Consider the following 20,427-nt stretch of genomic DNA (forward strand, 5'->3'; position numbering starts at 1 on the left):
GCTACTGCTCCTCGACGATCGTCGTGCCTTCGAATTCCGGCAGCCAGCGCAGCGCCGAGCGGTGCCAGATCTGTTTTCTCGGGATCAGTTCATCGCGCTGCCGCGCCGTGCCAACCCTGATGCCGTAGACTTTCGGCCCGTCGCCGACCGACGTGGCGTAGAGATGCGAACCGCACTCGCCGCAAAAACCCTGGGCGCGCCTGGCGCCGCTCGGTGCGGTCTTGATGTAGATCTTCGGCGTGCCCTTGGTGATCCGGTAGTGATCCTCCGGCGCCGGCACGGTCACTCGAAATGCCGTTCCGGTCAGTTTCTGGCAATCGGTGCAGTGACAGATACTGGTCTTTTCCGGATCGACCTCGGCCTCGTAAGTGATGGCGCCGCAATGGCACCCACCGTCGATTTTCATCTTTGTTCCTCCCGAAATCCGTTCAGCATCTCAGATCGCCGTGCATTTGGACGCACATAGTACACTCCAACACTTAGAATCCACGCATCGCGCTTTCCGAAAATTCCGATTTTTCGGGCCGATGCGGTGGCATGGCAAGTGCGCCAGGCGAACGCCAAGCCGGCTAGTCCGGCGCATCTTTAGACGCTGCTTCGATCACCTTGCGCCGCTGCTCCCACATCCCGGTCGTCTGCGGCTTGACGAACAGCCGCTTGATCTCCGGCACCTCTGCTTTCAGCCGCGCCTCAATGCGTTCGACGCAAGCCTCGATCGCGGGCGCCGACAAATGGTCCTCGAACTCGATGCTCAAGCCGGCGACGATCTCCCGAGGACCCATATGGATGGTCAGCACGCCGTTGGCCCGCTGCACCGCCGGATCCTCCTGGGCGATCGTCAGCACTTGCTTCTGCGTCTCGAGCGAGGCCGGTTCGCCCATCAGCAGGCTCTTGCTTTCGCGCGCCAGGAAGATCGCCGTCCCTGCCAGAATCAGCGCAATGCCGATCGACGCCGCTCCGTCGAGTTGCGGCATCTCCAGCACCTCCGCCGCCAATATACCGGCGAAAGCGACGATCAGGCCGAGAAGGGCGGCGCTGTCCTCAAACAGTACAGTGTAAACGCTGGGATCCTTGCTGAGCTGCACCGCCTCGATCCAGCCGAGCCCGCCTTTCTCTCGGCGGAACTCCCTCAGCGCCACCCACCAGGAACTGCCTTCGAAAAGGAAAGACAGGCCGAGGACGATGTAGTTCACCTTGGCATTGACGACCGGCTCCGGCGCCATGATGTGCATCACGCCCTCGTAGAACGACACGCCGGCGCCGAGCGCAAAGACGAGAAGAGCGACAATGAAGCTCCAGAAATAGAGCTCGCGTCCGTGGCCGAGCGGATGTGTGCGATCGGGCGGGCGGGCGGCGCGGTGCAGGCCGAAGAGCAGCAGGCCGCCATTGCCGGTGTCGACCAGCGAGTGCACGCCCTCCGACAGCATCGCCGAACTGCCGGTGAAGAAGGCGGCCGCGAACTTGGTCAGCGCGATCGCGAGATTGCCGGCGAGCGCCGCGTAGATGACCCTTTTCGATCCGCCATGCGCCGCCATGGTGTGCTGCCCCGTTCGATGTTCGCAGCTTAACGGCGCACCTGCCGAAGCTCCATAAGCATTCACAACGCGCGAACCATCCGGTCGTTCAAAGGATTCGCCGACGCTATCCGATGATCTCTTCCGTCCAGACCTTGAAACCGGCCAGCGTGCCCGGCCCGAAAATATGGGTCAGCGGCACATCGGCTGCATCGCGGCCGGAGGCGATCAGGATGCGACCTATGCGCGGCTCATTGTTGCGCGGATCGAAAGCATGCCAGCGACCGCCTAGATAGACCTCCATCCAGGCAGCGAAATCCATGTCCGACCATGGTTTCGGCAGGCCGATGTCGCTGATGTAGCCGGTGCAGTAGCGCGTCGGAATGTTCAGCGCGCGGCAGAAGGCGACGGCGAGATGGGCAAAATCGCGGCAGACGCCGCTTTGCTCACGATAGGCCTCGGCTGCCGTGCGCGTCGGCCGCGCATTGCCGTAATTGAAGATGATGTGGTTGTGGACGAAGTCGCAGACCGCCTGCACGCGTGGGATGCCGAGCGATGTGTGGCCGAACAGCCGCCATGCCTCGTTCGCCAGGACGTCGCTCTCGCAATAGCGGCTCGGCAGCAGGAACAGCAATGTTTCCGACGGCAGGTCGCGCACCTCGTGCTGCCACGCCACCAGCTCGCCCATTTCGAAAGTTCCCGGATCGCGGATCACCGCGTCCGTGCCGAAGGTGAAGCGACCCGGCGGGGCAACAAGACGGTTGCACCAATTGCCGAAACTGTCGCGGTAGCTCTCGATCGGCACCGGTGGGTTCGAGGTCAGGAAATCCGGCCGCTCGAGATCGGAAGCGCGAGAATAGTGGACGTTAAGCATCGCGATCAGCGGCGTTTCCTGCGGAAAGTCGAAGCTCATCTCGCAGCCGATGTGGATTCGCATTGTCGTCCTGACCGGCCTGCCGGATCATCACCCGGCGAAGGCGCGGGCTGTTGCTGCAGTGCAAAAAGATAATTGCACGGACCAACGCTGTTTACGAGCGAATTAGAAGCCGGTTGATGGCCGCCGGCCGGCACCGGCGCCAGATTATGCCTCTTGCGGTTCGGCGTTTCTCTTGGTTCATTTCGCTTGCCACAACCGGAGGAAAACGAATCATGGCTAAAGGTGCGATGAAGGCGGGCAAAGAGGCCCGCAAACCGAAGAAGGACGCGAAAAAACCCGCCGCTGCCCCGGCCCTGAAAGCGCCGCCCGTCAAGGCGACCAAACTCAAGGACAGGTGAGCCTCGGCGTTCTGTTCAAGGTGAGACCCGCGGCATTTCAGGCCCGATCGCCGTTCAGCGATTGGTCCTGAAACGTTGCTGGTGTCGCTGTTGATTGGGCGTCCGAAAATTTCTATATCAATGCAGCGAAGACGACTTCGCGCTTTCCCCGAAATCGGCCGGGATGACCCGCAATTCGATGGAGCGTTCCGATGTCGTGGATTCTTCTCTTCTTCGCTGGCCTGTTCGAGATCGGCTGGGCAATCGGCCTCAAATACACTGACGGCTTTTCGAAGCCGTTGCCGACGGTCCTGACGGTTGTCTCGATGATCGTCAGTCTCGCCTTGCTCGGACTGGCGCTGAAGACGCTGCCGGTCGGCACCGCCTATGCAGTGTGGACCGGTATCGGCACCGTCGGCACAGCGCTGCTTGGCATCTGGCTGCTCGGCGAGCCGGCGACCGCGATCAGGCTGGGCTGCATCGCGCTCATCGTCTGCGGCATCATTGGGCTGAAGCTAGCGGCCTAGTTTTGCTGCAAGGCCGCAGCACAAACGCCTTCAGGGCCGCTGCAAGGCGGCCCTGAATTTGATTCGTGAAATCGCGCTATAGGAGCGCTAGCGCGCGGAAAAGCCCGGAGGCGTCCTGCCGGTGCGCTGCTTGCGCGCCGCATAGCGTGCGTCGCGCTTAGCTTTGCGCTCGGCCTCGTCGGCGAGCAAACGAGCGATGCGCTCGTTCTCTTCGGCTTCCCGGATCTTCGCTTCCGCCTGTGCAGCTTCTTCGGCAGCGATACGCGCTGCTTCGGCAGCGGCTTCGCGCTCGGCCTTTTCGGCCGCTTCGCGCGCCAGCTTTTCCTGCTTCAGCCTCGCCTTTTCGGTCTCGCGTATCGCACGAGCCTCGAGGATCGCCTTGCGTTCGGCCTGTCGTGCCAACACCGCTGGATCGTCTGCTGCCGGTTTTGACTTGAAGCGCTCCAGAAGCGCCTTCTTTGCCTCGTTCGCGGCATTGCGCCGCTCGAAAATGTCTTTTTCCCTGTAGATAGCCAAGTCCACTTCCCTGAAGTCAATTTGCGAGGCTTACATACGCGTGAAAGCCGAGAGTTCAAGCGCCAAAACGGTATGCCAGCCATGAAATTCTGAGCTGTTGCAGTCGGGAGACGCCTTTTCGGCTGAATTCGGCTGAAACGGACATGCACTGTTCACCATCCGGCCCTCTGGCGGCGCGGCGGACTGGTCGCTACCTGTAGCGCGAAAAACAAAACACGGGGATGACACATGATGGAACTCGGTCTCTACACCTTCGCCGACGTCAGCCCGGAACCGGGTCCCGGCGCCATCGGTGCGCATGAGCGGCTGCGCAATTTGATCGAGGAGATCGAGCTGGCCGACCAGGTCGGCCTCGACGTGTTTGGGCTGGGCGAGCATCACCGTCCCGATTATGCCGCTTCAGCGCCGGTCGTCGCCCTGGCCGCGGCGGCCGAACGCACCAGGCGCATAAAGCTGACCAGCGCGGTCACAGTGCTTTCCTCCGACGATCCGGTTCGCGTTTTCCAGCAGTTTGCGACACTCGACCTTTTGTCCGGCGGCCGGGCCGAGATCATGGCCGGGCGCGGCTCGTTCATCGAATCGTTTCCGCTGTTCGGCTACGATCTCGAAGACTATGACGAGCTCTTTGCCGAAAAGCTCGACCTGTTGCTTGCCATTCGCGATCATCTCAAGGTGACCTGGTCGGGCAGGCTGCGCGCTCCGATCAACGATCGCGGCGTCTATCCTCGCCCCTTCCAGGACAGATTGCCGATCTGGCTCGCGATCGGTGGTACGCCGCAATCCGCCGCGCGGGCCGGCGCACTCGGCTTGCCGCTGGCGCTGGCCATCATCGGCGGCGAGCCGGCGCGGTTCGCGCCGCTGTTCGATATTTACAGGGAGGCGGCCAAGCGGGCAGGCAACGGTCCGGCAAGCCTCGCCACCAGCCTCAATGTCCACGGGTTCATCGCCGAGACCACCGACCAGGCGGCCGACGATTTTTATGGACCGCAGGCCGAGGTGATGAACCGCATAGGCCGCGAGCGCGGCTGGGGTCCGACGTCGAGAGCGCATTTCGACCAGTCGCGCGGCCCGAACGGTGCGCTGTTCGTCGGCAATCCCGAACAGGTGGCCGAGAAGATCGTTGCCCAGCACAGGATATTCGGCAACGATCGCTTCCTGCTGCAAATGGCGATCGGCACCATGCCTCACGCCAAGATCATGAAGGCCATCGAACTCTACGGCACCAAGGTGGCACCGATCGTGCGCAAGGAAACGGCGAAGGCCATTCCCGCAGTAGCCGCGCCAGCCGCCTGATTCCCAATTGCCTGATTCCAGTCACCTGATTCACTGGCATGGCCGTAACCGCCTGCCGTCAATGCGCCGACGCCGGCTAACGGAACTTTGAAGCGACAAAGGCGTTTTTGCCCGACGGCCTACACCATTGCGGTGTGCCCCCGAGGGTCAGAATGAAAGCCGAACCCGCCGCTTTGGGCGTTGCCGAAAGCCCGGATCCGCGTGCCGAGGCGCGCGCCGATACCCATCTGATGCGTTCGCTGCTCATCGGCATCTTCATCCTTATGGCGATCTACGCGCTCTACTTCGCCCGTGCTTTCTTCATGCCGGTCATTCTGGCTTTCCTGCTGGCGCTGACGCTGACGCCGATCGTCCGCTTCCTACACAAGCATGGCATGCCCAATGTCATGTCGGCGACATTGCTGGTGCTGCTGTCGTTCTGCGTCGTCGCCATCGCAGGGTATCTGCTCAGCGGCCCGGTCATCGACCTCATCAACAACACCTCGTCGATTGGCCAGCAACTTACCGAACGACTCGCGCAACTGCGGCGTCCTTTCGAGAGGATCCTGGAGATTTCGCGTCGGATAGAGGGGCTGGCGGAGACATCCCAGGAGCCGGGCGTTCAGAGGGTTGCCATGGCGCGATCCGGCATTCTATCGCAAGCCGCCGGCAATCTTCTGTCGGCGGGCACCAGCATTGCCATCGTCTTCGTCCTTTCGCTGTTCCTGCTCGCCTCCGGCACGATGTTCTATGAGAAGATCGTCCAGTCCTTTCCCAGCCTCAGCGAAAAGAAGCGGGCACTGCGCGTCGTCTATGACGTCGAACGTGAAATCTCGCACTATTTGCTTACTGTCGCCGTCATCAATACATGCCTAGGATTGGTCATCGGGCTCGGCCTCTGGGCCCTCGGCGTGCCCAACCCGCAGGTCTGGGGCGCGGCAGCGGCTCTGCTCAACTTCCTGCCCTATATCGGGGCGCTGATCACGATCACGTTGGTTACGATCATCGCGCTGATCAGCTTCGAGACGATCTCCTACGCGCTGCTGGCGCCAGCCTTCGTCATTTTGTGCGACGTCATCGAAGGTCAGTTCGTGACGCCAACCGTGGTCGGCCGCCGCCTCGAGATCAACGCGGTGGCGATCCTCATCGCCATCGCCTTCTGGTCTTGGCTGTGGGGTTTCGTCGGCGCCCTGCTGGCGGTGCCGCTGCTGGTCGTCATCAAGGTGTTCTGCGATCATTTCGATGGCCTCAGCCATGTCGGCAATTTCCTTGCGGCGCAGCATACGGCGGTTGAGGACGAAGAGATTTCCGATGCCGAGAAAGCGGCGGGCGCGTGATCGGGAAACCGGAATAGGTCCTGAAGGGACCGCGGATCCAAATGGGACAGCGTCCTATCGTGTCCTCCTGGACGTGCGGCGCCTGTTCAATTTTTTGAATTTGCGGCGGTGACGGTCGCTTCCTACATCCCTCCCGTCCACAGGATCCCGCCCATGACCGCTCTTTCCGTTCTCGACCTGTCGCCGATCGTCGAAGGCAGCAACGCTTCGCAATCACTCGCTAATTCGCTCGATCTCGCCCGCCATGCCGAGCGGCTGGGCTATAAGCGCTACTGGCTCGCCGAACATCACAACATGCCAGGCATCGCCAGCGCCGCCACCTCGGTCGTCATTGCCCATGTCGCCGGCGGCACCAGGACGATACGCGTCGGCGCCGGCGGCATCATGCTGCCCAACCATTCGCCGCTGGTCATCGCCGAGCAGTTCGGCACGCTTAACGCGTTACATCCAGGCCGCATCGATCTCGGCCTCGGCCGGGCGCCGGGCACGGACATGGGCACGGCGCGCGCGCTGCGCCGCAACCTCGACGCCGGCGCCGACAGTTTCCCGCAGGATGTCGTCGAGCTGATGGGCTATTTCCAACCGGCCGAAGATGGTCAGCGCATCCGCGCCGTGCCCGGCGAGGGCGAAAAGGTGCCGATCTGGATTCTCGGCTCAAGCCTCTATGGCGCGCAGCTCGCAGCCATGCTTGGCCTGCCCTACGCCTTCGCTTCGCATTTCGCACCGGCCGAACTCGACCACGCGCTGGAGATATACCGCTCACGCTTCCAGCCGTCGGAACAGCTCGACAAACCTTATGTCATGCTCGGTCTCAATGTCTTTGCGGCACCCTCCGACGCCGAGGCGCGGCTGTTGTTCACTTCGCTGCAGCAGGCCTTCGTCAATCTGCGAACCGGCCGGGCCGGCCGATTGCCGCCGCCGGTCGAGGGATATGAGCGCGATCTCGACCCGATGGCCAAAACCATGCTTAGCCAGGCGCTGTCCTGCGCCGTCGTCGGCGCCCCGGAAACGGTCCGGCAAGGCATCGATGCGTTTGTGCAACGCACCGGCGCCGACGAGCTGATGGTCACGGCACAGATTTACGATCACGCAGCGCGGGTGCGATCCTTCGAGATTCTGGCCGACGTCCATAAATCCCTGTTGGAAGCAGCCTGAGGTCTTTCATGAGGCTGCGAAGGCGCGTTACGCGCTGACGCTTTGTGCGATCGCCCCCAAGGGCGCCCCCAGTGGCCGGCATGAATTGCGGATCATCAGGCGTCCCTTGAGTGCCAGCTTGCGTGGTGGCGCGTCCCTGTTTCCTGCGAGCCGGTCGAGCAGGAGATTGGCGGCCTGCTCGCCGATTGCCTGCACCGGCTGGGCGACCGTGGTCAGTTGCGGCTGGAACACGTCCGACCACGGAAAATCATCGAAGCAGGCAATCGAAATATCCTCGGGGCAGGACAGCCCGATGTCGCGGATCGCCTTCATTGTGCCGATCACCATCGGGTTGTTGGCCGAGAAGATGGCGCTCGGACGGTCGTGCAGCGAAAGCAGTTGCATCGTCGCGTTGTAGCCGTCGACTTCGTGGAAGTTGCCGTAGCGAACGAGCTCGTTCTCGACCGGCAGGCCGGCGGCCTTCAGCGCCTCGCGATACCCTTCCATGCGGTCATGCATTGGCGAGATGTCGAACGATCCGGAGATGTAGCCGATCCGTCGGTGGCCGAGATCAATCAGATAGGTGATGGCGTCGAACACCGCTCGCTGGTTGTCGAGAACGACGGTGTCGGTGTCGACGCCTTCGCAGACCCGGTCGAGCAGCACCACCGGCACGTTGGCGGCATCGACAATTCCCTTGAGGATCGCGCCGTCGCCGACGCGCGCGACGATCAGCCCGTCGACCATCCGGTCGAGTAGCAGCCTGATCTGGTCGTCCTGCGTGTTCAGATCCTCGTCCGTGCAGCACAGCATGACCGCGTAGCCGGCGCGATCGAATGCCTGCTGGATGACCGACACGACATCGGTGAAGAACGGATTGGTAATGTGGGGAACGGTAAGCCCGATGGTGCGGGTCGTGCCCATTTTCAGACTGCGGGCGATCGCGTTGCGCTTGTAGCCGATGTCGCGGATCGCCTGTTCGATGCGCTGGCTGAGTTCGGGGCTGACAGTCGCGGTGCCATTGATCAGCGCTGAGACGGTGGCGACGGAAACACGTGCCACTTGAGCCACGTGCAGCATGGTCGGCGCCGTGGACTTCCGCTGCTTTTTTCGCCCTGACGCCATCATTTTCGAAACGTTTCACCGCCTTCTAGCTGCAATACCTACGGAATCTTGCTGTTCTGCGCAAGAATTGAAATTCGTTCACCGACCTCACCAGATATCAGCTTGACATGATCGAAACGTTTAGATTAGCGTTTGAGACGTTAGACAACGACGGAAGGGAGGCCGTTCTGTCATGGAGCATGGCAATTCCATCACGTCCGGAGATGACACGGCTAAGGCCGACCGCTCGGCTGTGGTTCTGAGCGCCGAGCACATCTCCAAGATGTTTGGTGGCATCGCCGCCCTTGTCGATGTCGGCTTCGATCTGCGGCGCGGCGAGGTCCATGCGCTGATGGGGGAAAACGGCGCCGGCAAATCGACGCTGATGAAGATTCTTTCCGGCGTCTATACGGATTACGATGGAACGGTGAACGTCGATGCCAATCCGGTCCGTTTCGCCGGCGTCCGCGACGCCGAGCGCGCCGGCATCGCCATCATCCACCAGGAACTCAATCTCGTCCCTGAGCTCAGCGTTGCCGATAACATCTTCCTCGGGCGCGAAAAGCTGATCGCCGGGCTTGTGGTCGATCGCAAGGCAAGCAGCCAGGCCGCCGGTGCGCTGCTGCAGAGGCTCGGCATCGAGCTCAATCCGGAAGCGCGGGTCGGCAGCTTGCGCGTCGGCGAGCAGCAGCTGGTCGAGATCGCCAAGGCGCTGTCGATGTCGGCGCGCATCCTGATCATGGACGAGCCGACATCAGCGCTTTCGCCGGCCGAATGCCAAAGGCTGTTCCGGATCATCCGCCAGCTCGCCGACAGCGGCGTGGCGATCGTCTACATCTCGCACCGCATCGACGAGGTCATGCATTTGGCCAGCCGGGTCACCGTGTTTCGCGATGGACGCCACGTGCTGACCGAGGCGATGGCAAAGCTCGACGAAGACACCATCATTTCGGCGATGGTCGGGCGAAGCCTGCTCGCCTCTTCCCAGGAGGAGCGCGGCCCCAGCGGCAAGGTCGTCCTCTCCGTAAGCGGCTTGTCGCTGTCCAAACCCGACCGCCACGGCTGGCGCACCGCACTCGACGGCGTCGGCTTCGATCTTGCCGAAGGCGAAATTCTCGGGATAGGCGGGCTGCTGGGCTCGGGACGCACCGAAATCCTGGAAACCATCTTCGGGTCCAGCGGCGGACGCGCCGGCGGCGAAATCCGGCTCGACGGTGAGCCGGTGGAAATCCGTTCGCCGCGCGACGCCCGCCGGCTCGGCATCGCCCTGGTGACAGAGGATCGCAAGACGCAAGGCCTGCATCTTCAGGCCTCGATATCAGACAATGTCGCGCTGCCCCTGGTCGGCGCGCTGGCGCGGTTCGGCCTTCGTTCGCTGGCCGGCGAGCAAGGCCTGGCGCGGCACGCCGTCAAGGCGCTCGGCATTCGCTGCGGCACCATCGAGCAGCCGGCTGGTACGCTGTCCGGCGGCAACCAACAGAAGGTCGTCATCGGCAAGTGGCTGGCGACGCGACCGCGGGTGCTGTTGCTGGACGAGCCGACGCGCGGCATCGATGTCGGCGCCAAGCGCGAGATATACGATCTCATCTTCAAGCTGGCGCGAGACGGCCTAGCTATCGCCGTCATCAGCTCGGAATTGCCGGAGCTGCTGCATCTTTCCGACCGCATCCTGGTCATGGCGGATGGTCGCCAGACGGGGATCCTCTCGCGCGCGCAAGCCAGCGAGGAGGCCATCATGCGGCTTGCGGCGCCGCGCCGGACCATAACGAGACCCGCAGCATGAGCATCTTGAACATCCTGTCCCGGACGAAACTCTATTGGGGCCTGATCGCCATCTTTCTGATCGGCGTGCTGGGCTCGCCGATCAGCTCCAAGGGCAACAACATCTTCCTGTCCTACGGCAATCTGCTCGACGTCCTGCGCCAGGTATCGACCACCGGCCTGATCGCCACCGGCATGACGGCTGTAATCATCACCGGCGGCATCGACCTTTCCGTCGGCTCGCTGATGGCGATCTGCACCGTGGTCTGCGCCATGCTGCTGACGGTTCCGGGCGTCACGCCGGCGGTGGTGCTGGGGGTGCCGACCGTTGCCGTGGTCGCCCTTTGCCTCGGCATCCTGGTCACCCGTTTCATCTTCCTGAACATCGAAAAATCCCGCGCCGGCGCGCAGGCCACGCACGATATCAGGCTGGATAGCCTTCGTGGGTTGGTCACACCAGGCATTGTCGGGGTGATCCTCTGCAGTCTCGTGCTGTGGTTCCTGCTGCCGCAGGTAGGCTCGAAATTCGGCGTACTCGGCGTGTTGCTGGTGGCGCCTTGCGTCGGCTTGCTGTTCGGCGCACTCAACGGCTTCATCATCGTTGCCGGGCGGCTGCAGCCCTTCATCGTGACGCTAGCGATGATGGTGACGGCGCTCGGCATCGCCCGGCTGACGGCCGGTCAGAACAATGCGGTGCTGCCGGTCTACACCGGCTCGAACGCCACCGCCGATTTCGAGATCCTGCGCTCGCTGGTGTTCGGCGTGATCCCGATGCCGGGCCTGTTCTTTCTCGGAGCGATCCTGATCTACGGCGCCGTGCTGCGCTTCACGCCGTTCGGCCGTTATGTCTACGCCATCGGCGGGAATGAAGAGGCGGCACGGCTGTCCGGCATCGCCGCCGGCCGTGTCAAGATCGCCACCTACGCGGTGTCAGGGCTGCTGGCCGGCGTGGCGGCAGTGCTTTACGTTGCGCAATACAGGCAAGGCAAGCCGGATGCCGGCGCCGGACTTGAGCTCGATGCCATCGCCGCAGTGGTCATCGGCGGCACCAGCCTGATGGGCGGACGCGGCAGCCTTATCGGCACATTCTGCGGCGTGCTGATCTTCGGACTGCTCTCGAACATCCTGCAATTGCACAACATCAATTCGAACCTTCAGCTCGTGCTGAAGGGGATGATCATCATCGGCACGGTGCTCGTGCAGGAGCGCAATGCCTTTGATCTTCTCTTCTATCTGCGTCTGCCCAGTGGAAAAGCGGCGCACAAGGAAACGACCGCAGCAAAGCGGCCGTCACAAGAGACCCCGTCTCTAAATCTTGGAGGAAACAAGAAATGAAACGACGTGACATGTTGAAGCTTGCCGCCGTCACCGCGGCGCTGCTGACCACGACCGCCCTTTTGACCAGCGGCAACGCCTACGCGCAGGACAAGAAGTGGAAGATCGGTTTCTCGCAGGTGACGACGATCGAGCCCTGGCGCGCCCAGTTCAACAAGGACATTCTGGCTGAGGCCGCCAAGCATCCGGAAGTCGAGCTCATCGTCACCGACGGCGAGGACAAGACCGAAAAGCAGGTCGCCGATGTCGAGAACCTGATCCGTCAGGAGGTCGATGCGCTGCTGGTGTCCCCGAAGGAATCAGCCGGATTGACCGGCGTCGTGCAGCAGGCGGTCGACGCCAAGATCCCGGTCTTCGTGCTCGATCGCAATGTCGAGACCCAGGACTACACACAGTTCGTCGGCGGCGACAACAAGCTGATCGGCCGGGCTGCCGGTGAATATGCCGTCGAGCTTCTGGGCGGCAAGGGCAAGGCATCAGGCAATGTCGTCGAGATCTGGGGCGGCATGGGCACCCAGCCGGCGCATGACCGCCATGACGGCTTCCATGAATTCACCGACAAGGAGCCGGGCATCAAGTACCTGCTCGACCAGCAGTCGGGCGACTGGAAACAGGACCAGGCCTACAACATCATGGCCACCGCACTGCGCAACAACGAGAAGATCGACCTCGTCTATGGTCACAACGACCCGATGGCGTACGGCGCCTATCTTGCCGCCAAGGATGTCGGGCGCGAGAAGGACATCAAGTTCATCGGCATCGACGGCCTGCCCAATGAAGGCGTGACGCTGGTCAACAATGGCGAACTGACGGCGACCTTCACCTATGTGACGCCGGGTGCAGAAGGGCTGCGGCAGGCGATCAAGTTCCTGAACGGCGAGAAGGTCGAAAAGACCATCACCTTGCCGACGGAGAAGATCACCAAGGAGAATGCGGCCCAGATCCTGAAGGACAACGGGCTCTGAGTTAAAACTCCCTGCCGGGCGGGCATCGCCCGGCAGGGAAAATTCACGTCTCGACAGGCAAGCGGCACCGCTCAGGCCAGCTTGGCCAAAAGCCTCATGAAAATGGCGGCTTCCTTGGCGGAAAGCGGCGCCAGCGTCTCCTGCGTGATGGCGCGAGCGATCGGGATCAGGCGTTCGATCGCATCGCGGCCCTCAGCGGTCAGATTGACCAGCAGGCGCCTCTTGTCGACCTCATGCTTGGAAAGCTCGACCAGGCCTCGCGCCTTGAGCCGGTCGATGACGCCTTTCACCGTCGCCGCATCCATGGCGATCAGGCTGCCAAGCTGGTTCTGTGAGGTCTCGCCGACGTCGTGCAACTTGGCCAGGGCGGCGAATTGCGGCGGCGTCAGGTCGGCGATGTGCGCGGCGAAGATCGAGACATGGCGCTGGTGCGCCTTGCGCAGGATGAAGCCGACCTGCTCCTGCAAATGATAGTCGTTCTCCTCAGGCTCCTCGGCCTCGACCAGCTTGAGCAGGTTTTCCTCGCTCACAGCAGCTCGTCCCAAGCCTTGACGCCTTTTGCGCCGACGGAAACCTCAGGCATAGGCAACTTCCTTCCCTAGGATTTTATTGGGCGCAACGAGCGCCATGGAACCGCTGACGCGGCTTTGCCCGGCCAGGAAAAGCGCGGCGGCGGCAATCAGGCCATTTCGGCGAAAACCATCGGCGACAGCAAGCCCGCTGTCCAGTGCAGTGGCGATTTCAGCAGGTGAAAGCGGGCCAACGGCAATTGTGACCAGACGATCGCCTAGATCGCTATCGGGTGCCAAGGCACGCGCCGGCACGCGCTCGATGGCGGGATGACCGGGCAAGTCGATGGCGTTGGCGATCAGGGTCGCGGCAGCGTCGGCTTCAGCACCCGTTCGCGCCAGCACGGTGACGGCGTCGGCGATGCCAAGCGAAAAGGACCGGCCGCGCCAGCCGCTGGTTGCGACGCCGCGGATCCCGTCGTCGGCGCGGATCGTGATGCGGTCCGCCAGCCCGTGACCTGTCCCGGCAATGGCGAGGGTCATAAACTGGCCGCCCCCGAGATGGATCGCACTGTCGCCGCCATTATTGACATAGGCGCGATCGAGCCGGCGCCCGGGCAGCAGCGCATCAAGCATTTCGTCGGCTACCGAACCGGCGACGGCAGCCATCGGCGTGATGAATTGTTCCGCCAGCGGAACGACCACCGCTTCCATGCGGCGTGCCGTCCGACCAGTAAAAGCACGTGGCCGCAAGCAGGCCGGACGGCGCAGTTCCGGCAGTTCGTCGACGAGTTCCGGCAGGATCGTTTGAAACCGCGCCACCGCCTGGCCGTAGGCGGCGCGGCACTCGTCCGCATCGCCAAATGCCTCGAGGATCAGGTCGATCGGGCCATGATTGAGATGCAGCCGCCTGCCGTCCTCAAGCCAATGTGCCTGCGGGCCGTTCATCACCCGGCTCCGTTGCCCGCTGCACGCCGCAACTGCGCCAGCGGCGGCCACGGATTGCTGGCCGGAGCGCCCGTGCCGCGGCGCGGGTTGAGATATTCGCCGCCCTTGGCGAGAACATCCTCGACGCTGCGGATCTCGGCTTCGTAGCCGCCGAGCCTGACATAGTCGTCGCGGCGCAGGGTGAACTCGATCGGCGCCACCAGCGCCGGCGTCGGCACATAGCCGAAGGCACCTTCCGGCACGCTGATAACATCGACCATCAGCGTGATGCCGCCGCCCGGCCAGACATAGACCGGCGCGCCGCCCACTGTGACATACGTCGTCAAGCCCTGCACCGAGCGGGTCAGATTGACCGGGTTCTCCGTGACACCGGCGCGCAGCGAGCCGCCGGCACCGCCGACGAACAGCACAGTGCACAGCGCCGGCTCGCAATTGTCCTCGATCAGACCGACGGATTTCTGCAGCCGCTCCGGGAACGGTTTTTGCACCGGCTTCAACTCGTCGTCGAGCTCGTAATAGGCGAACTGCTCGCCGGTGGTCGAGACCATAAGCAGCGACAGGCCAGGCCGCGCGCCCTTTTTCGCGTTCCATTCGCCAAGGATCGACAGCGGATCGGAAATGCTGGTGCCGCCCCAGCCGAGGCCGGGCTCCGACACTTTGAAATAACGGCCTGGCGTCGAACGGCGGCCAACGATTTTTATGCCGGTGTCCTGCCAGCCCAGCACCTTGCCGGCCTGATGCTCGGAGACGACGCCGGTGATGTGGTCGTCGACCACCACTACCTCGTCGACCAGGCCGCGCCACTGGGTGGCGAACATGCCGATAGTGGCAGAGCCGCAGCCGACGCGCATGCGATGTTCGAGCTTGCCGTCGATGACCGGCGGCTTGCCGGCTTCGACGATGACGACAGCGCCGCCATCGATGGTGAGTTCGACCGGCTTGCGGTTGCACAGATCAAGCAGCGCGTCGCAGGTGGCGCGGCCCTCCGCCTTGGAGCCGCCGGTCAAATGGTGCACGCCGCCTAGCGACAGCATCTGCGAGCCATATTCGCCTGTCGTCACATGGCCGATCGCTTCGCCCGCGGCGCGGACCGTTGCCGTTTCGGGGCCGATATGACGGTCTGTGTCGATCTTCACCTTGACGCCGCAGTAAGAGAAGATGCCCTCGGTGACGACGGTGACGAGATCGACGCCTTCGACCTGCTGGCTGACGATGAATGGCGCCGGCTTGTAGTCGGGATAGGTGGTGCCGGCGCCGATCGCGGTGACGAAGCGGCGGCCGGTGTTGACCAATTCGCCGTCCCAGGCCTCACCCTCGGCGACAAAAGGCACGACCGCAGCGCCGGTCTCGGCCGCATGGTCGAGGATGGTGAGCGGGTCCATCCGCACGATCCTGCCGCCGACATTGCCGTAGCGGTCGCAGGCGCCGGTGCGGCCGTCTGATATGTAGCACATGACCGGGCAGGCATCGCAGCGGATCTTTTCCGCCACCTGCTTCTCGCCGGGATCATGCGTCTCGAAGCGTTCGGCGAGTTCGCTCATCGGCGTGCCTCCTTGTCGCGGATCGCGGCACGGATGCGGCTCGGCGTCGCCGGAATTTTGGTGACCAGGACGCCGGTGGCATGGCGGATGGCATTGAGGATCGCTGGCGCAGTCGGGATCAGCACATGCTCGCCCAGACCCTTGGCGCCAAAGGGTCCTTCCGGATCCGGAACTTCGATCAGGATGGTCTCGATCGGCGGCACGTCGCCGATCGTCGGGATCAAATAGTCGTGCAGGTTTTCGGTGCGGCCGGGGATGTACTCTTCCATCAGCGCCATGCCGATGCCTTGCGCGATGCCGCCCTCGATCTGACCTTCGGCGAGCAGAGGATTGATCGCCTTGCCGACATCGTGCGCGGCGGTGATCTTGATCAGCTTCACCGTGCCGAGCTTGAGGTCGACTTCCAGTTCAGCGATCTGCGCGCCGTAGCCATAAACGGCATAGGGCTTGCCTTGGCCCTTGGCGTCCAGTGGCAGCGTCGGCGGGTCGTAGCTCTCTTCGGCGCGGAAGACGAAACCGTCGGCGTCGGCCTTCGGTGTGGACAGATTGATATGCCGTGTCGCTTCGCCCTCGCGGATGATCAGGCTTGTGCCATCCAGAGCGATCGCCGCCTTCTCCGACACATTGGCAAAGCGCAAGATTGCTTCGCGCAAGGCTCGGCCGGCCTTTTCGGCGGCCTTGCCGGTGACGAAGGTCTGGCGCGAAGCGGACGTCTTGCCGGCATCGGGCGTGATCGCGGTGTCGGCGCTTTTCAGCGTGAATTTTTCGAGCGGCAGGCCAAGCGCGTCGGCGCAGATCTGGGCAATGACCGTGTTCGAGCCCTGCCCGATATCGACGGCGCCCTGATGCAGGACGACATCGCCAGAGCCGGAGATGCCAACCCTGATGGTCGACGGATTTGGCAGCGAGGTGTTGCCGCAGCCGTACCAGCAGGAGGCGACCCCGACGCCGCGTTTCCTGCTGTCATTGGCAGTATTGAAGACATCCGCATCGACAAGCGCGCGCGTCCAATGCGGCCGCAATGCTTCGAGACAGTCGGCGATGCCGACACCCGCTTCCAATCTCTGACCAGTAACCGTTTCGGACCCGTTACGAAGACAGTTTTTCAACCGAAAATCGAGCCTGTCCCGCCCAAGCTTTTCCGCCAGCTCGTCATAGAGTGTTTCCTGCATGATCGTCGCCTGCGGTACGCCGAAACCGCGGAAGGCGCCGGAGATCGGCCCATTTGTGTGGATCGCGCGGCCCTCCGCACGATAATTCGGCGTGGCATAGGGACCGGAGGCGTGCACCGGCACGCGGTTGGCGACGGTCGGTCCCCAGCTTGCGTAAGCGCCGGTGTTGAAATCGCCTGCAAAGACCATACCGGTGACGCGGCCATCGGCATCGGCGCCGATCGTCGCCTTCATCTCGGCGGGATGACGCTTGGTGGTCGAGATCATCGATTCATTGCGGGTATAGGCGAGTGCCGCCGGCCGCCCGGTTTTCATCGCGACCAGACCGATCAGCGGCTGCAACGAAACGTCGAGCTTGGAGCCGAAGCCGCCGCCGGTGGCGGTCGGCACGATACGCACCTTGTCGACGGCAAGGCCAAGCACCTTTGCCACGTCGTCGCGATCCATGTAGGGCGCCTGCGTGCAGGCGACGACGACGAGCGTGTCGCCATCCATGTAAGCATAGCCGGCTTCCGGTTCGATATAGGCGTGCTCGACATAGGAAGTGTCTATGGCGCCGGAAACAGTGAAGGCAGCCCCGGTAAGGGCGGCGTCGGGGTCACCGCGCTCGACAAAGCCTTGGGTGAGCAGGTTTGCCGGCCGGTTCTCGTGGATCAGCTGCGCGCCATTGGCCTGCGCCTCGCAGGACTGCAAAAGGTGCGGCAACTCGGTCCAACGAACAGGGAAATCCGAAAGATCGAGGTCGAGGATCGCCTCGCGCTCGCCGGCAACCAGCGCCACCGCCTCGCCGCGAAAGCGCGAAAAACCTTCGGCCAACGCCGGCTGGTCGGCGAAAGGTGCAATGACGCCGAAGTTGTTCTTTCCCGGGATGTCCTCAGCGGTGAAGACGCCGACAATGCCGGGATGGATTTTCACCCAGGCGTCGAGATCGCCGAAGACGAAGCGAGCGTGATAATGCGGCGAGCGGACCACCAGCACCGCCAGCGCGTCGTCCGGAAAGGAATCCCCGCCGAATTTTTCGCCGCCGGTGACTTTCGGCAGGCCGTCGAGCCTGATCGGGGACGAACCGACGGCGTGGCCGGACTGCGGCATGCGATGGTCGAGGCCGTCGGCATGGCGCGACGCATCCATCACCGCCGCGACGATCTTCCGGTAGCCCGTGCAGCGGCAGAGGATGCCGCCCAGCGCATCCTGCGTTTCAGCCTCGGTTGGACAGGGTTTGCGGTCCAGCAGCGCGGTTGCCGCGATTAGCAGGCCGGGTGTGCAGATGCCGCATTGCGCCGCCCCATGGTCGAGGAACGAGGCCTGCAGCGCCGACAATCTGCCGTTGCAGAGCCCTTCGACGGTGGTCACCACAGCGCCAGCGGCAGACGCCACAGACATGAGGCAGGCGCAGACGGGTTCGCCGTCGACAAGCACCGTGCAGGCGCCGCAGTCGCCGGCGTCGCAGCCGATCTTGGTGCCGGTCAGGCGCAATTCGTCGCGCAGCACCGAGGAGAGGCGGCGAACCGGCGGCACGCAGACGGAAACGGCGGCGCCGTTGACCTCGAAGGCGATGTCGGCGCGCTCCATGCTCATGCCAGGCCGAGCTTCGGTCATGCCAGGCTGAGCTTTGCTCATGCCGCCACCACCTCGTTGTCCGACGTGTGACCCGTGGCGCCGAGCACGGCGCGGGCGACGATCTCGCGCGCGGCGTCCAGCCGGTATTCGGCACTGCCGCGCACATCGCCGATCGGCGACAACTCGTCCATCGGTGCGGACTGGATCGCGGCGGCGAGAGAATGGCCGAGCGGGAGGCCGCGCAAGGCTGCTTCGACGCCCTGGAGACGTTTGGCGACCGCCGAACAGGAGCCGACGGCGACGGCAGCATTGCCGACGATGCCGTCCTCAATGGTCAGGCGGGCCGCGGCCATGGCGATGGAAATGACGAGATAGCGACGTGCGCCGAGTTTTACGAAAGCCGACGTGCCGGTGGCCGCGTCTTTCGGCACGCGGATGGCGGTGACCATTTCGCCCGGCTGCAACTCCGTGCGGCGGTTTCCCACGATGAATTCTTCCAGCGGCAGATGGCGGGCCATCGCTGCCGAGCGCAGTTCGACCTCGGCGTCGAGAACGAGCAGTGCCGGCACGCCGTCGGCGGCCGGGGAGGCGTTGCAGAGATTGCCGGCGATGGAGGCGACGTTCTGTATCTGCACGGAGCCGACTTCCCGCGCCGCCTGCTTCAGCGCGTCGAAAGCCGCCGGCAGCGGATGACGAACAAGATCGGTCCAGGTCGTGCGCGCACCGATAACCCAATGTTCCTCGTTCTGGGCGATACCGCGCAGCGTCGCCAGACCGTTGATGTCGAGGACATTTTCGCGGAAAGGCCTAGCTCTTTGTGCCGGGTAGAAATCGGTGCCGCCGGCAAGGATGCGCCACGGCGCCTCGCCCAGCAAAGCGAGCGCTTCGTCGACCGTGGTGGGTTTCGCGTAACGGATCACGCTTTGCCTTCCAAAAAGGGACCTCCTGAAAGGGGCTCCCGACGGATCCTACCGGCATCCGGACCGGTCAAAATTCATTCGTATGCAAATGATATCAAGCCGGCAGGAATTGTCAAAGCCAGAGTTTCAAGCCGCTATCCGCATCGGCGCGGGCGGCACGTATTTGTTATGCCCGCGCATGACCCTGAAAATCGGAACCGATTTTCAGAAAGGATCATGCGCAAACTCAAAATGCTACAGCGTCCTTTGCGCGTCCAAAAGACGCGCAGCGCTGTAGAGGTTGACGCAGCCAGCCATCTGGTCAAGTTTCTGCATCCGGCCGCGTCAGCGGCATTTTTCGGTGGAGCCTGGGTTCGAACACGGATTCCACGTCTCGGCAGACTTCCGGTTCGGGTCATGCCTCCGGGACAGACAAGAGGGAGGCTCCATGGCCGACGAAGCGCTTGTTATCATCGATCTGCAGAATGATTTCTGCCCAGGCGGCGCGCTGGCGGTGGCCGGCGGCGACGAAATCGTGCCGCTGGTCAACGACCTGATCCGGCGGACCGAACATGTCGTGCTAACGCAGGACTGGCATCCCGCCGGCCATTCGAGCTTTGCCTCCAGTCATCCCGGCAAGCAGCCGTTCGAAACGATAGACATGCCTTACGGCCCGCAGACGCTGTGGCCCGACCACTGCATCCAGGGCAGCCTGGGTTCTGATTTCCATTCGGGTCTTGCCTGGACCAAGGCCGAACTGGTGATCCGCAAGGGCTTTCGTCCAGAGATCGACAGCTATTCGGCCTTCTTCGAGAACGACCATACGACGCCGACCGGTCTTGCCGGCCATCTCAGGGAGCGCGGCATCGACACGCTGACCCTGGTTGGTCTCGCGACCGATTTCTGTGTCGCCTTTTCGGCTCTGGATGCGGTCAAGCAGGGCTTCCACACAACAGTGCGACTCGACGCCTGCCGCGGCATCGATCTCAACGGCTCCGTCGAGACGATGCTGAACCGGATGCGCGATGCCGGCGTGACGCTGGCTTGAACAATCGCACCCGACACAATTCCAGAGGGGG

General features: G+C 63.2%; 19 protein-coding genes. 9 read left to right on the forward strand and 10 right to left on the reverse strand.

Going from position 1 to position 20,427, the window contains the following annotated elements:
- Position 1: 1 nt before the first annotated feature.
- From NKH73_RS01685 to NKH73_RS01695, 3 genes are all read right to left on the reverse strand, one after another.
- The gene (locus tag NKH73_RS01685) at positions 2 to 406 is read right to left on the reverse strand and encodes a GFA family protein (RefSeq protein WP_352927127.1); all 405 of its coding nucleotides are present in this window, start codon (positions 404 to 406) and stop codon (positions 2 to 4) included.
- A 163-nt stretch (positions 407 to 569) separates the two neighbouring features.
- Positions 570 to 1,535 (reverse strand): cation diffusion facilitator family transporter, encoded by a 966-nt coding sequence (locus NKH73_RS01690; RefSeq protein WP_352927130.1) that lies wholly within the window; start codon positions 1,533 to 1,535, stop codon positions 570 to 572.
- A 106-nt stretch (positions 1,536 to 1,641) separates the two neighbouring features.
- Positions 1,642 to 2,451 carry a transglutaminase-like domain-containing protein gene (locus tag NKH73_RS01695; protein ID WP_352927133.1) on the reverse strand — a complete coding sequence of 270 codons (810 nt, stop codon included), beginning with the start codon at positions 2,449 to 2,451 and terminating at the stop codon, positions 1,642 to 1,644.
- A gap of 212 nt (positions 2,452 to 2,663) precedes the next feature.
- Between NKH73_RS01695 and NKH73_RS01700 the strand changes: the two genes are divergently transcribed.
- Positions 2,664 to 2,789, forward strand: coding sequence for a hypothetical protein (locus NKH73_RS01700; protein WP_352927136.1), 126 nt, complete (start codon positions 2,664 to 2,666; stop codon positions 2,787 to 2,789).
- 191 nt (positions 2,790 to 2,980) lie between these two features.
- Positions 2,981 to 3,295, forward strand: coding sequence for a quaternary ammonium compound efflux SMR transporter SugE (gene sugE / locus NKH73_RS01705; protein WP_352927139.1), 315 nt, complete (start codon positions 2,981 to 2,983; stop codon positions 3,293 to 3,295).
- A gap of 87 nt (positions 3,296 to 3,382) precedes the next feature.
- Here sugE and NKH73_RS01710 read toward each other — a convergent pair whose 3' ends face one another.
- Entirely contained in the window at positions 3,383 to 3,811 is a 429-nt protein-coding gene (locus NKH73_RS01710) for a DUF6481 family protein (RefSeq protein WP_352927141.1), read from the reverse strand.
- A gap of 231 nt (positions 3,812 to 4,042) precedes the next feature.
- On the opposite strand from NKH73_RS01710, the gene NKH73_RS01715 reads away from it, so the two are divergent.
- The 3 genes from NKH73_RS01715 (at position 4,043) to NKH73_RS01725 (ending at position 7,575) form a co-directional block, all read left to right on the forward strand.
- Positions 4,043 to 5,104, forward strand: a complete 1,062-nt coding sequence (locus NKH73_RS01715) for an LLM class flavin-dependent oxidoreductase (protein ID WP_352927670.1) — start codon at positions 4,043 to 4,045, stop codon at positions 5,102 to 5,104.
- 152 nt (positions 5,105 to 5,256) lie between these two features.
- Positions 5,257 to 6,420: an AI-2E family transporter gene (locus NKH73_RS01720; protein ID WP_352927145.1), complete on the forward strand. Its 1,164-nt coding sequence runs from the start codon at positions 5,257 to 5,259 to the stop codon at positions 6,418 to 6,420.
- Positions 6,421 to 6,573: 153 nt separating this feature from the next.
- On the forward strand, positions 6,574 to 7,575 hold the full coding sequence (locus NKH73_RS01725; protein ID WP_352927148.1) for an LLM class flavin-dependent oxidoreductase: 1,002 nt from the start codon (positions 6,574 to 6,576) through the stop codon (positions 7,573 to 7,575).
- 27 nt (positions 7,576 to 7,602) lie between these two features.
- On the opposite strand, the gene NKH73_RS01730 is transcribed toward NKH73_RS01725, so the two are convergent.
- A complete protein-coding gene (locus NKH73_RS01730) occupies positions 7,603 to 8,634 on the reverse strand; it encodes a LacI family DNA-binding transcriptional regulator (RefSeq protein ID WP_352927151.1) in 1,032 nt (343 codons plus the stop codon).
- Positions 8,635 to 8,941: 307 nt separating this feature from the next.
- Here NKH73_RS01730 and NKH73_RS01735 point away from each other — a divergent pair, with 307 nt between their 5' ends.
- Genes NKH73_RS01735 through NKH73_RS01745 form a run of 3 tightly spaced genes read left to right on the forward strand, consistent with a single transcriptional unit; the run spans position 8,942 to position 12,719 of the window.
- Positions 8,942 to 10,441: a sugar ABC transporter ATP-binding protein gene (locus NKH73_RS01735; protein WP_502893905.1), complete on the forward strand. Its 1,500-nt coding sequence runs from the start codon at positions 8,942 to 8,944 to the stop codon at positions 10,439 to 10,441.
- Positions 10,438 to 11,754, forward strand: coding sequence for an ABC transporter permease (locus tag NKH73_RS01740; RefSeq protein ID WP_352927157.1), 1,317 nt, complete (start codon positions 10,438 to 10,440; stop codon positions 11,752 to 11,754). The genes NKH73_RS01735 and NKH73_RS01740 overlap by 4 nt, the downstream gene beginning before the upstream one ends.
- The gene (locus tag NKH73_RS01745; protein WP_352927160.1) at positions 11,751 to 12,719 is read left to right on the forward strand and encodes a substrate-binding domain-containing protein; all 969 of its coding nucleotides are present in this window, start codon (positions 11,751 to 11,753) and stop codon (positions 12,717 to 12,719) included. The genes NKH73_RS01740 and NKH73_RS01745 overlap by 4 nt, the downstream gene beginning before the upstream one ends.
- A gap of 71 nt (positions 12,720 to 12,790) precedes the next feature.
- Here the strand turns inward: NKH73_RS01745 and NKH73_RS01750 are convergent, their stop codons facing one another.
- From NKH73_RS01750 to NKH73_RS01770, 5 genes are read right to left on the reverse strand one after another with little or no spacing between them, the layout of a single operon-like run.
- On the reverse strand, positions 12,791 to 13,249 hold the full coding sequence (locus NKH73_RS01750; RefSeq protein ID WP_352927163.1) for a MarR family winged helix-turn-helix transcriptional regulator: 459 nt from the start codon (positions 13,247 to 13,249) through the stop codon (positions 12,791 to 12,793).
- Between the two features lie 45 nt (positions 13,250 to 13,294).
- The gene (locus NKH73_RS01755) at positions 13,295 to 14,176 is read right to left on the reverse strand and encodes a UPF0280 family protein (protein WP_352927166.1); all 882 of its coding nucleotides are present in this window, start codon (positions 14,174 to 14,176) and stop codon (positions 13,295 to 13,297) included.
- A complete protein-coding gene (locus NKH73_RS01760) occupies positions 14,176 to 15,717 on the reverse strand; it encodes a 6-hydroxynicotinate reductase (protein ID WP_352927169.1) in 1,542 nt (513 codons plus the stop codon). The genes NKH73_RS01755 and NKH73_RS01760 overlap by 1 nt, the downstream gene beginning before the upstream one ends.
- Positions 15,714 to 18,509 carry a molybdopterin-dependent oxidoreductase gene (locus NKH73_RS01765; RefSeq protein ID WP_352927172.1) on the reverse strand — a complete coding sequence of 932 codons (2,796 nt, stop codon included), beginning with the start codon at positions 18,507 to 18,509 and terminating at the stop codon, positions 15,714 to 15,716. Before NKH73_RS01765 ends, NKH73_RS01760 begins: the two co-directional genes overlap by 4 nt.
- Entirely contained in the window at positions 18,506 to 19,369 is an 864-nt protein-coding gene (locus NKH73_RS01770) for an FAD binding domain-containing protein (protein ID WP_352927175.1), read from the reverse strand. Before NKH73_RS01770 ends, NKH73_RS01765 begins: the two co-directional genes overlap by 4 nt.
- Positions 19,370 to 19,796: 427 nt before the next feature.
- Between NKH73_RS01770 and pncA the strand changes: the two genes are divergently transcribed.
- Positions 19,797 to 20,396 (forward strand): bifunctional nicotinamidase/pyrazinamidase, encoded by a 600-nt coding sequence (pncA, locus tag NKH73_RS01775; protein ID WP_352927178.1) that lies wholly within the window; start codon positions 19,797 to 19,799, stop codon positions 20,394 to 20,396.
- Positions 20,397 to 20,427: the final 31 nt, after the last annotated feature.

Origin of the sequence: Mesorhizobium sp. M0938 (assembly GCF_040319125.1) — a bacterium.
GTDB lineage: Bacteria > Pseudomonadota > Alphaproteobacteria > Rhizobiales > Rhizobiaceae > Mesorhizobium > Mesorhizobium robiniae.

Coding starts and splice junctions, on each gene's coding strand:
- NKH73_RS01685 (WP_352927127.1), bottom strand. CDS start 406: ATGAAAATCGACGGTGGGTGCCATTGCGGCGCCATCACTTACGAGGCC.
- NKH73_RS01690 (WP_352927130.1), bottom strand. CDS start 1,535: ATGGCGGCGCATGGCGGATCGAAAAGGGTCATCTACGCGGCGCTCGCC.
- NKH73_RS01695 (WP_352927133.1), bottom strand. CDS start 2,451: ATGCGAATCCACATCGGCTGCGAGATGAGCTTCGACTTTCCGCAGGAA.
- NKH73_RS01700 (WP_352927136.1), top strand. CDS start 2,664: ATGGCTAAAGGTGCGATGAAGGCGGGCAAAGAGGCCCGCAAACCGAAG.
- sugE (WP_352927139.1), top strand. CDS start 2,981: ATGTCGTGGATTCTTCTCTTCTTCGCTGGCCTGTTCGAGATCGGCTGG.
- NKH73_RS01715 (WP_352927670.1), top strand. CDS start 4,043: ATGGAACTCGGTCTCTACACCTTCGCCGACGTCAGCCCGGAACCGGGT.
- NKH73_RS01720 (WP_352927145.1), top strand. CDS start 5,257: ATGAAAGCCGAACCCGCCGCTTTGGGCGTTGCCGAAAGCCCGGATCCG.
- NKH73_RS01725 (WP_352927148.1), top strand. CDS start 6,574: ATGACCGCTCTTTCCGTTCTCGACCTGTCGCCGATCGTCGAAGGCAGC.
- NKH73_RS01730 (WP_352927151.1), bottom strand. CDS start 8,634: ATGCTGCACGTGGCTCAAGTGGCACGTGTTTCCGTCGCCACCGTCTCA.
- NKH73_RS01735 (WP_502893905.1), top strand. CDS start 8,942: ATGTTTGGTGGCATCGCCGCCCTTGTCGATGTCGGCTTCGATCTGCGG.
- NKH73_RS01740 (WP_352927157.1), top strand. CDS start 10,438: ATGAGCATCTTGAACATCCTGTCCCGGACGAAACTCTATTGGGGCCTG.
- NKH73_RS01745 (WP_352927160.1), top strand. CDS start 11,751: ATGAAACGACGTGACATGTTGAAGCTTGCCGCCGTCACCGCGGCGCTG.
- NKH73_RS01755 (WP_352927166.1), bottom strand. CDS start 14,176: ATGAACGGCCCGCAGGCACATTGGCTTGAGGACGGCAGGCGGCTGCAT.
- NKH73_RS01760 (WP_352927169.1), bottom strand. CDS start 15,717: ATGAGCGAACTCGCCGAACGCTTCGAGACGCATGATCCCGGCGAGAAG.
- NKH73_RS01765 (WP_352927172.1), bottom strand. CDS start 18,509: ATGAGCAAAGCTCAGCCTGGCATGACCGAAGCTCGGCCTGGCATGAGC.
- pncA (WP_352927178.1), top strand. CDS start 19,797: ATGGCCGACGAAGCGCTTGTTATCATCGATCTGCAGAATGATTTCTGC.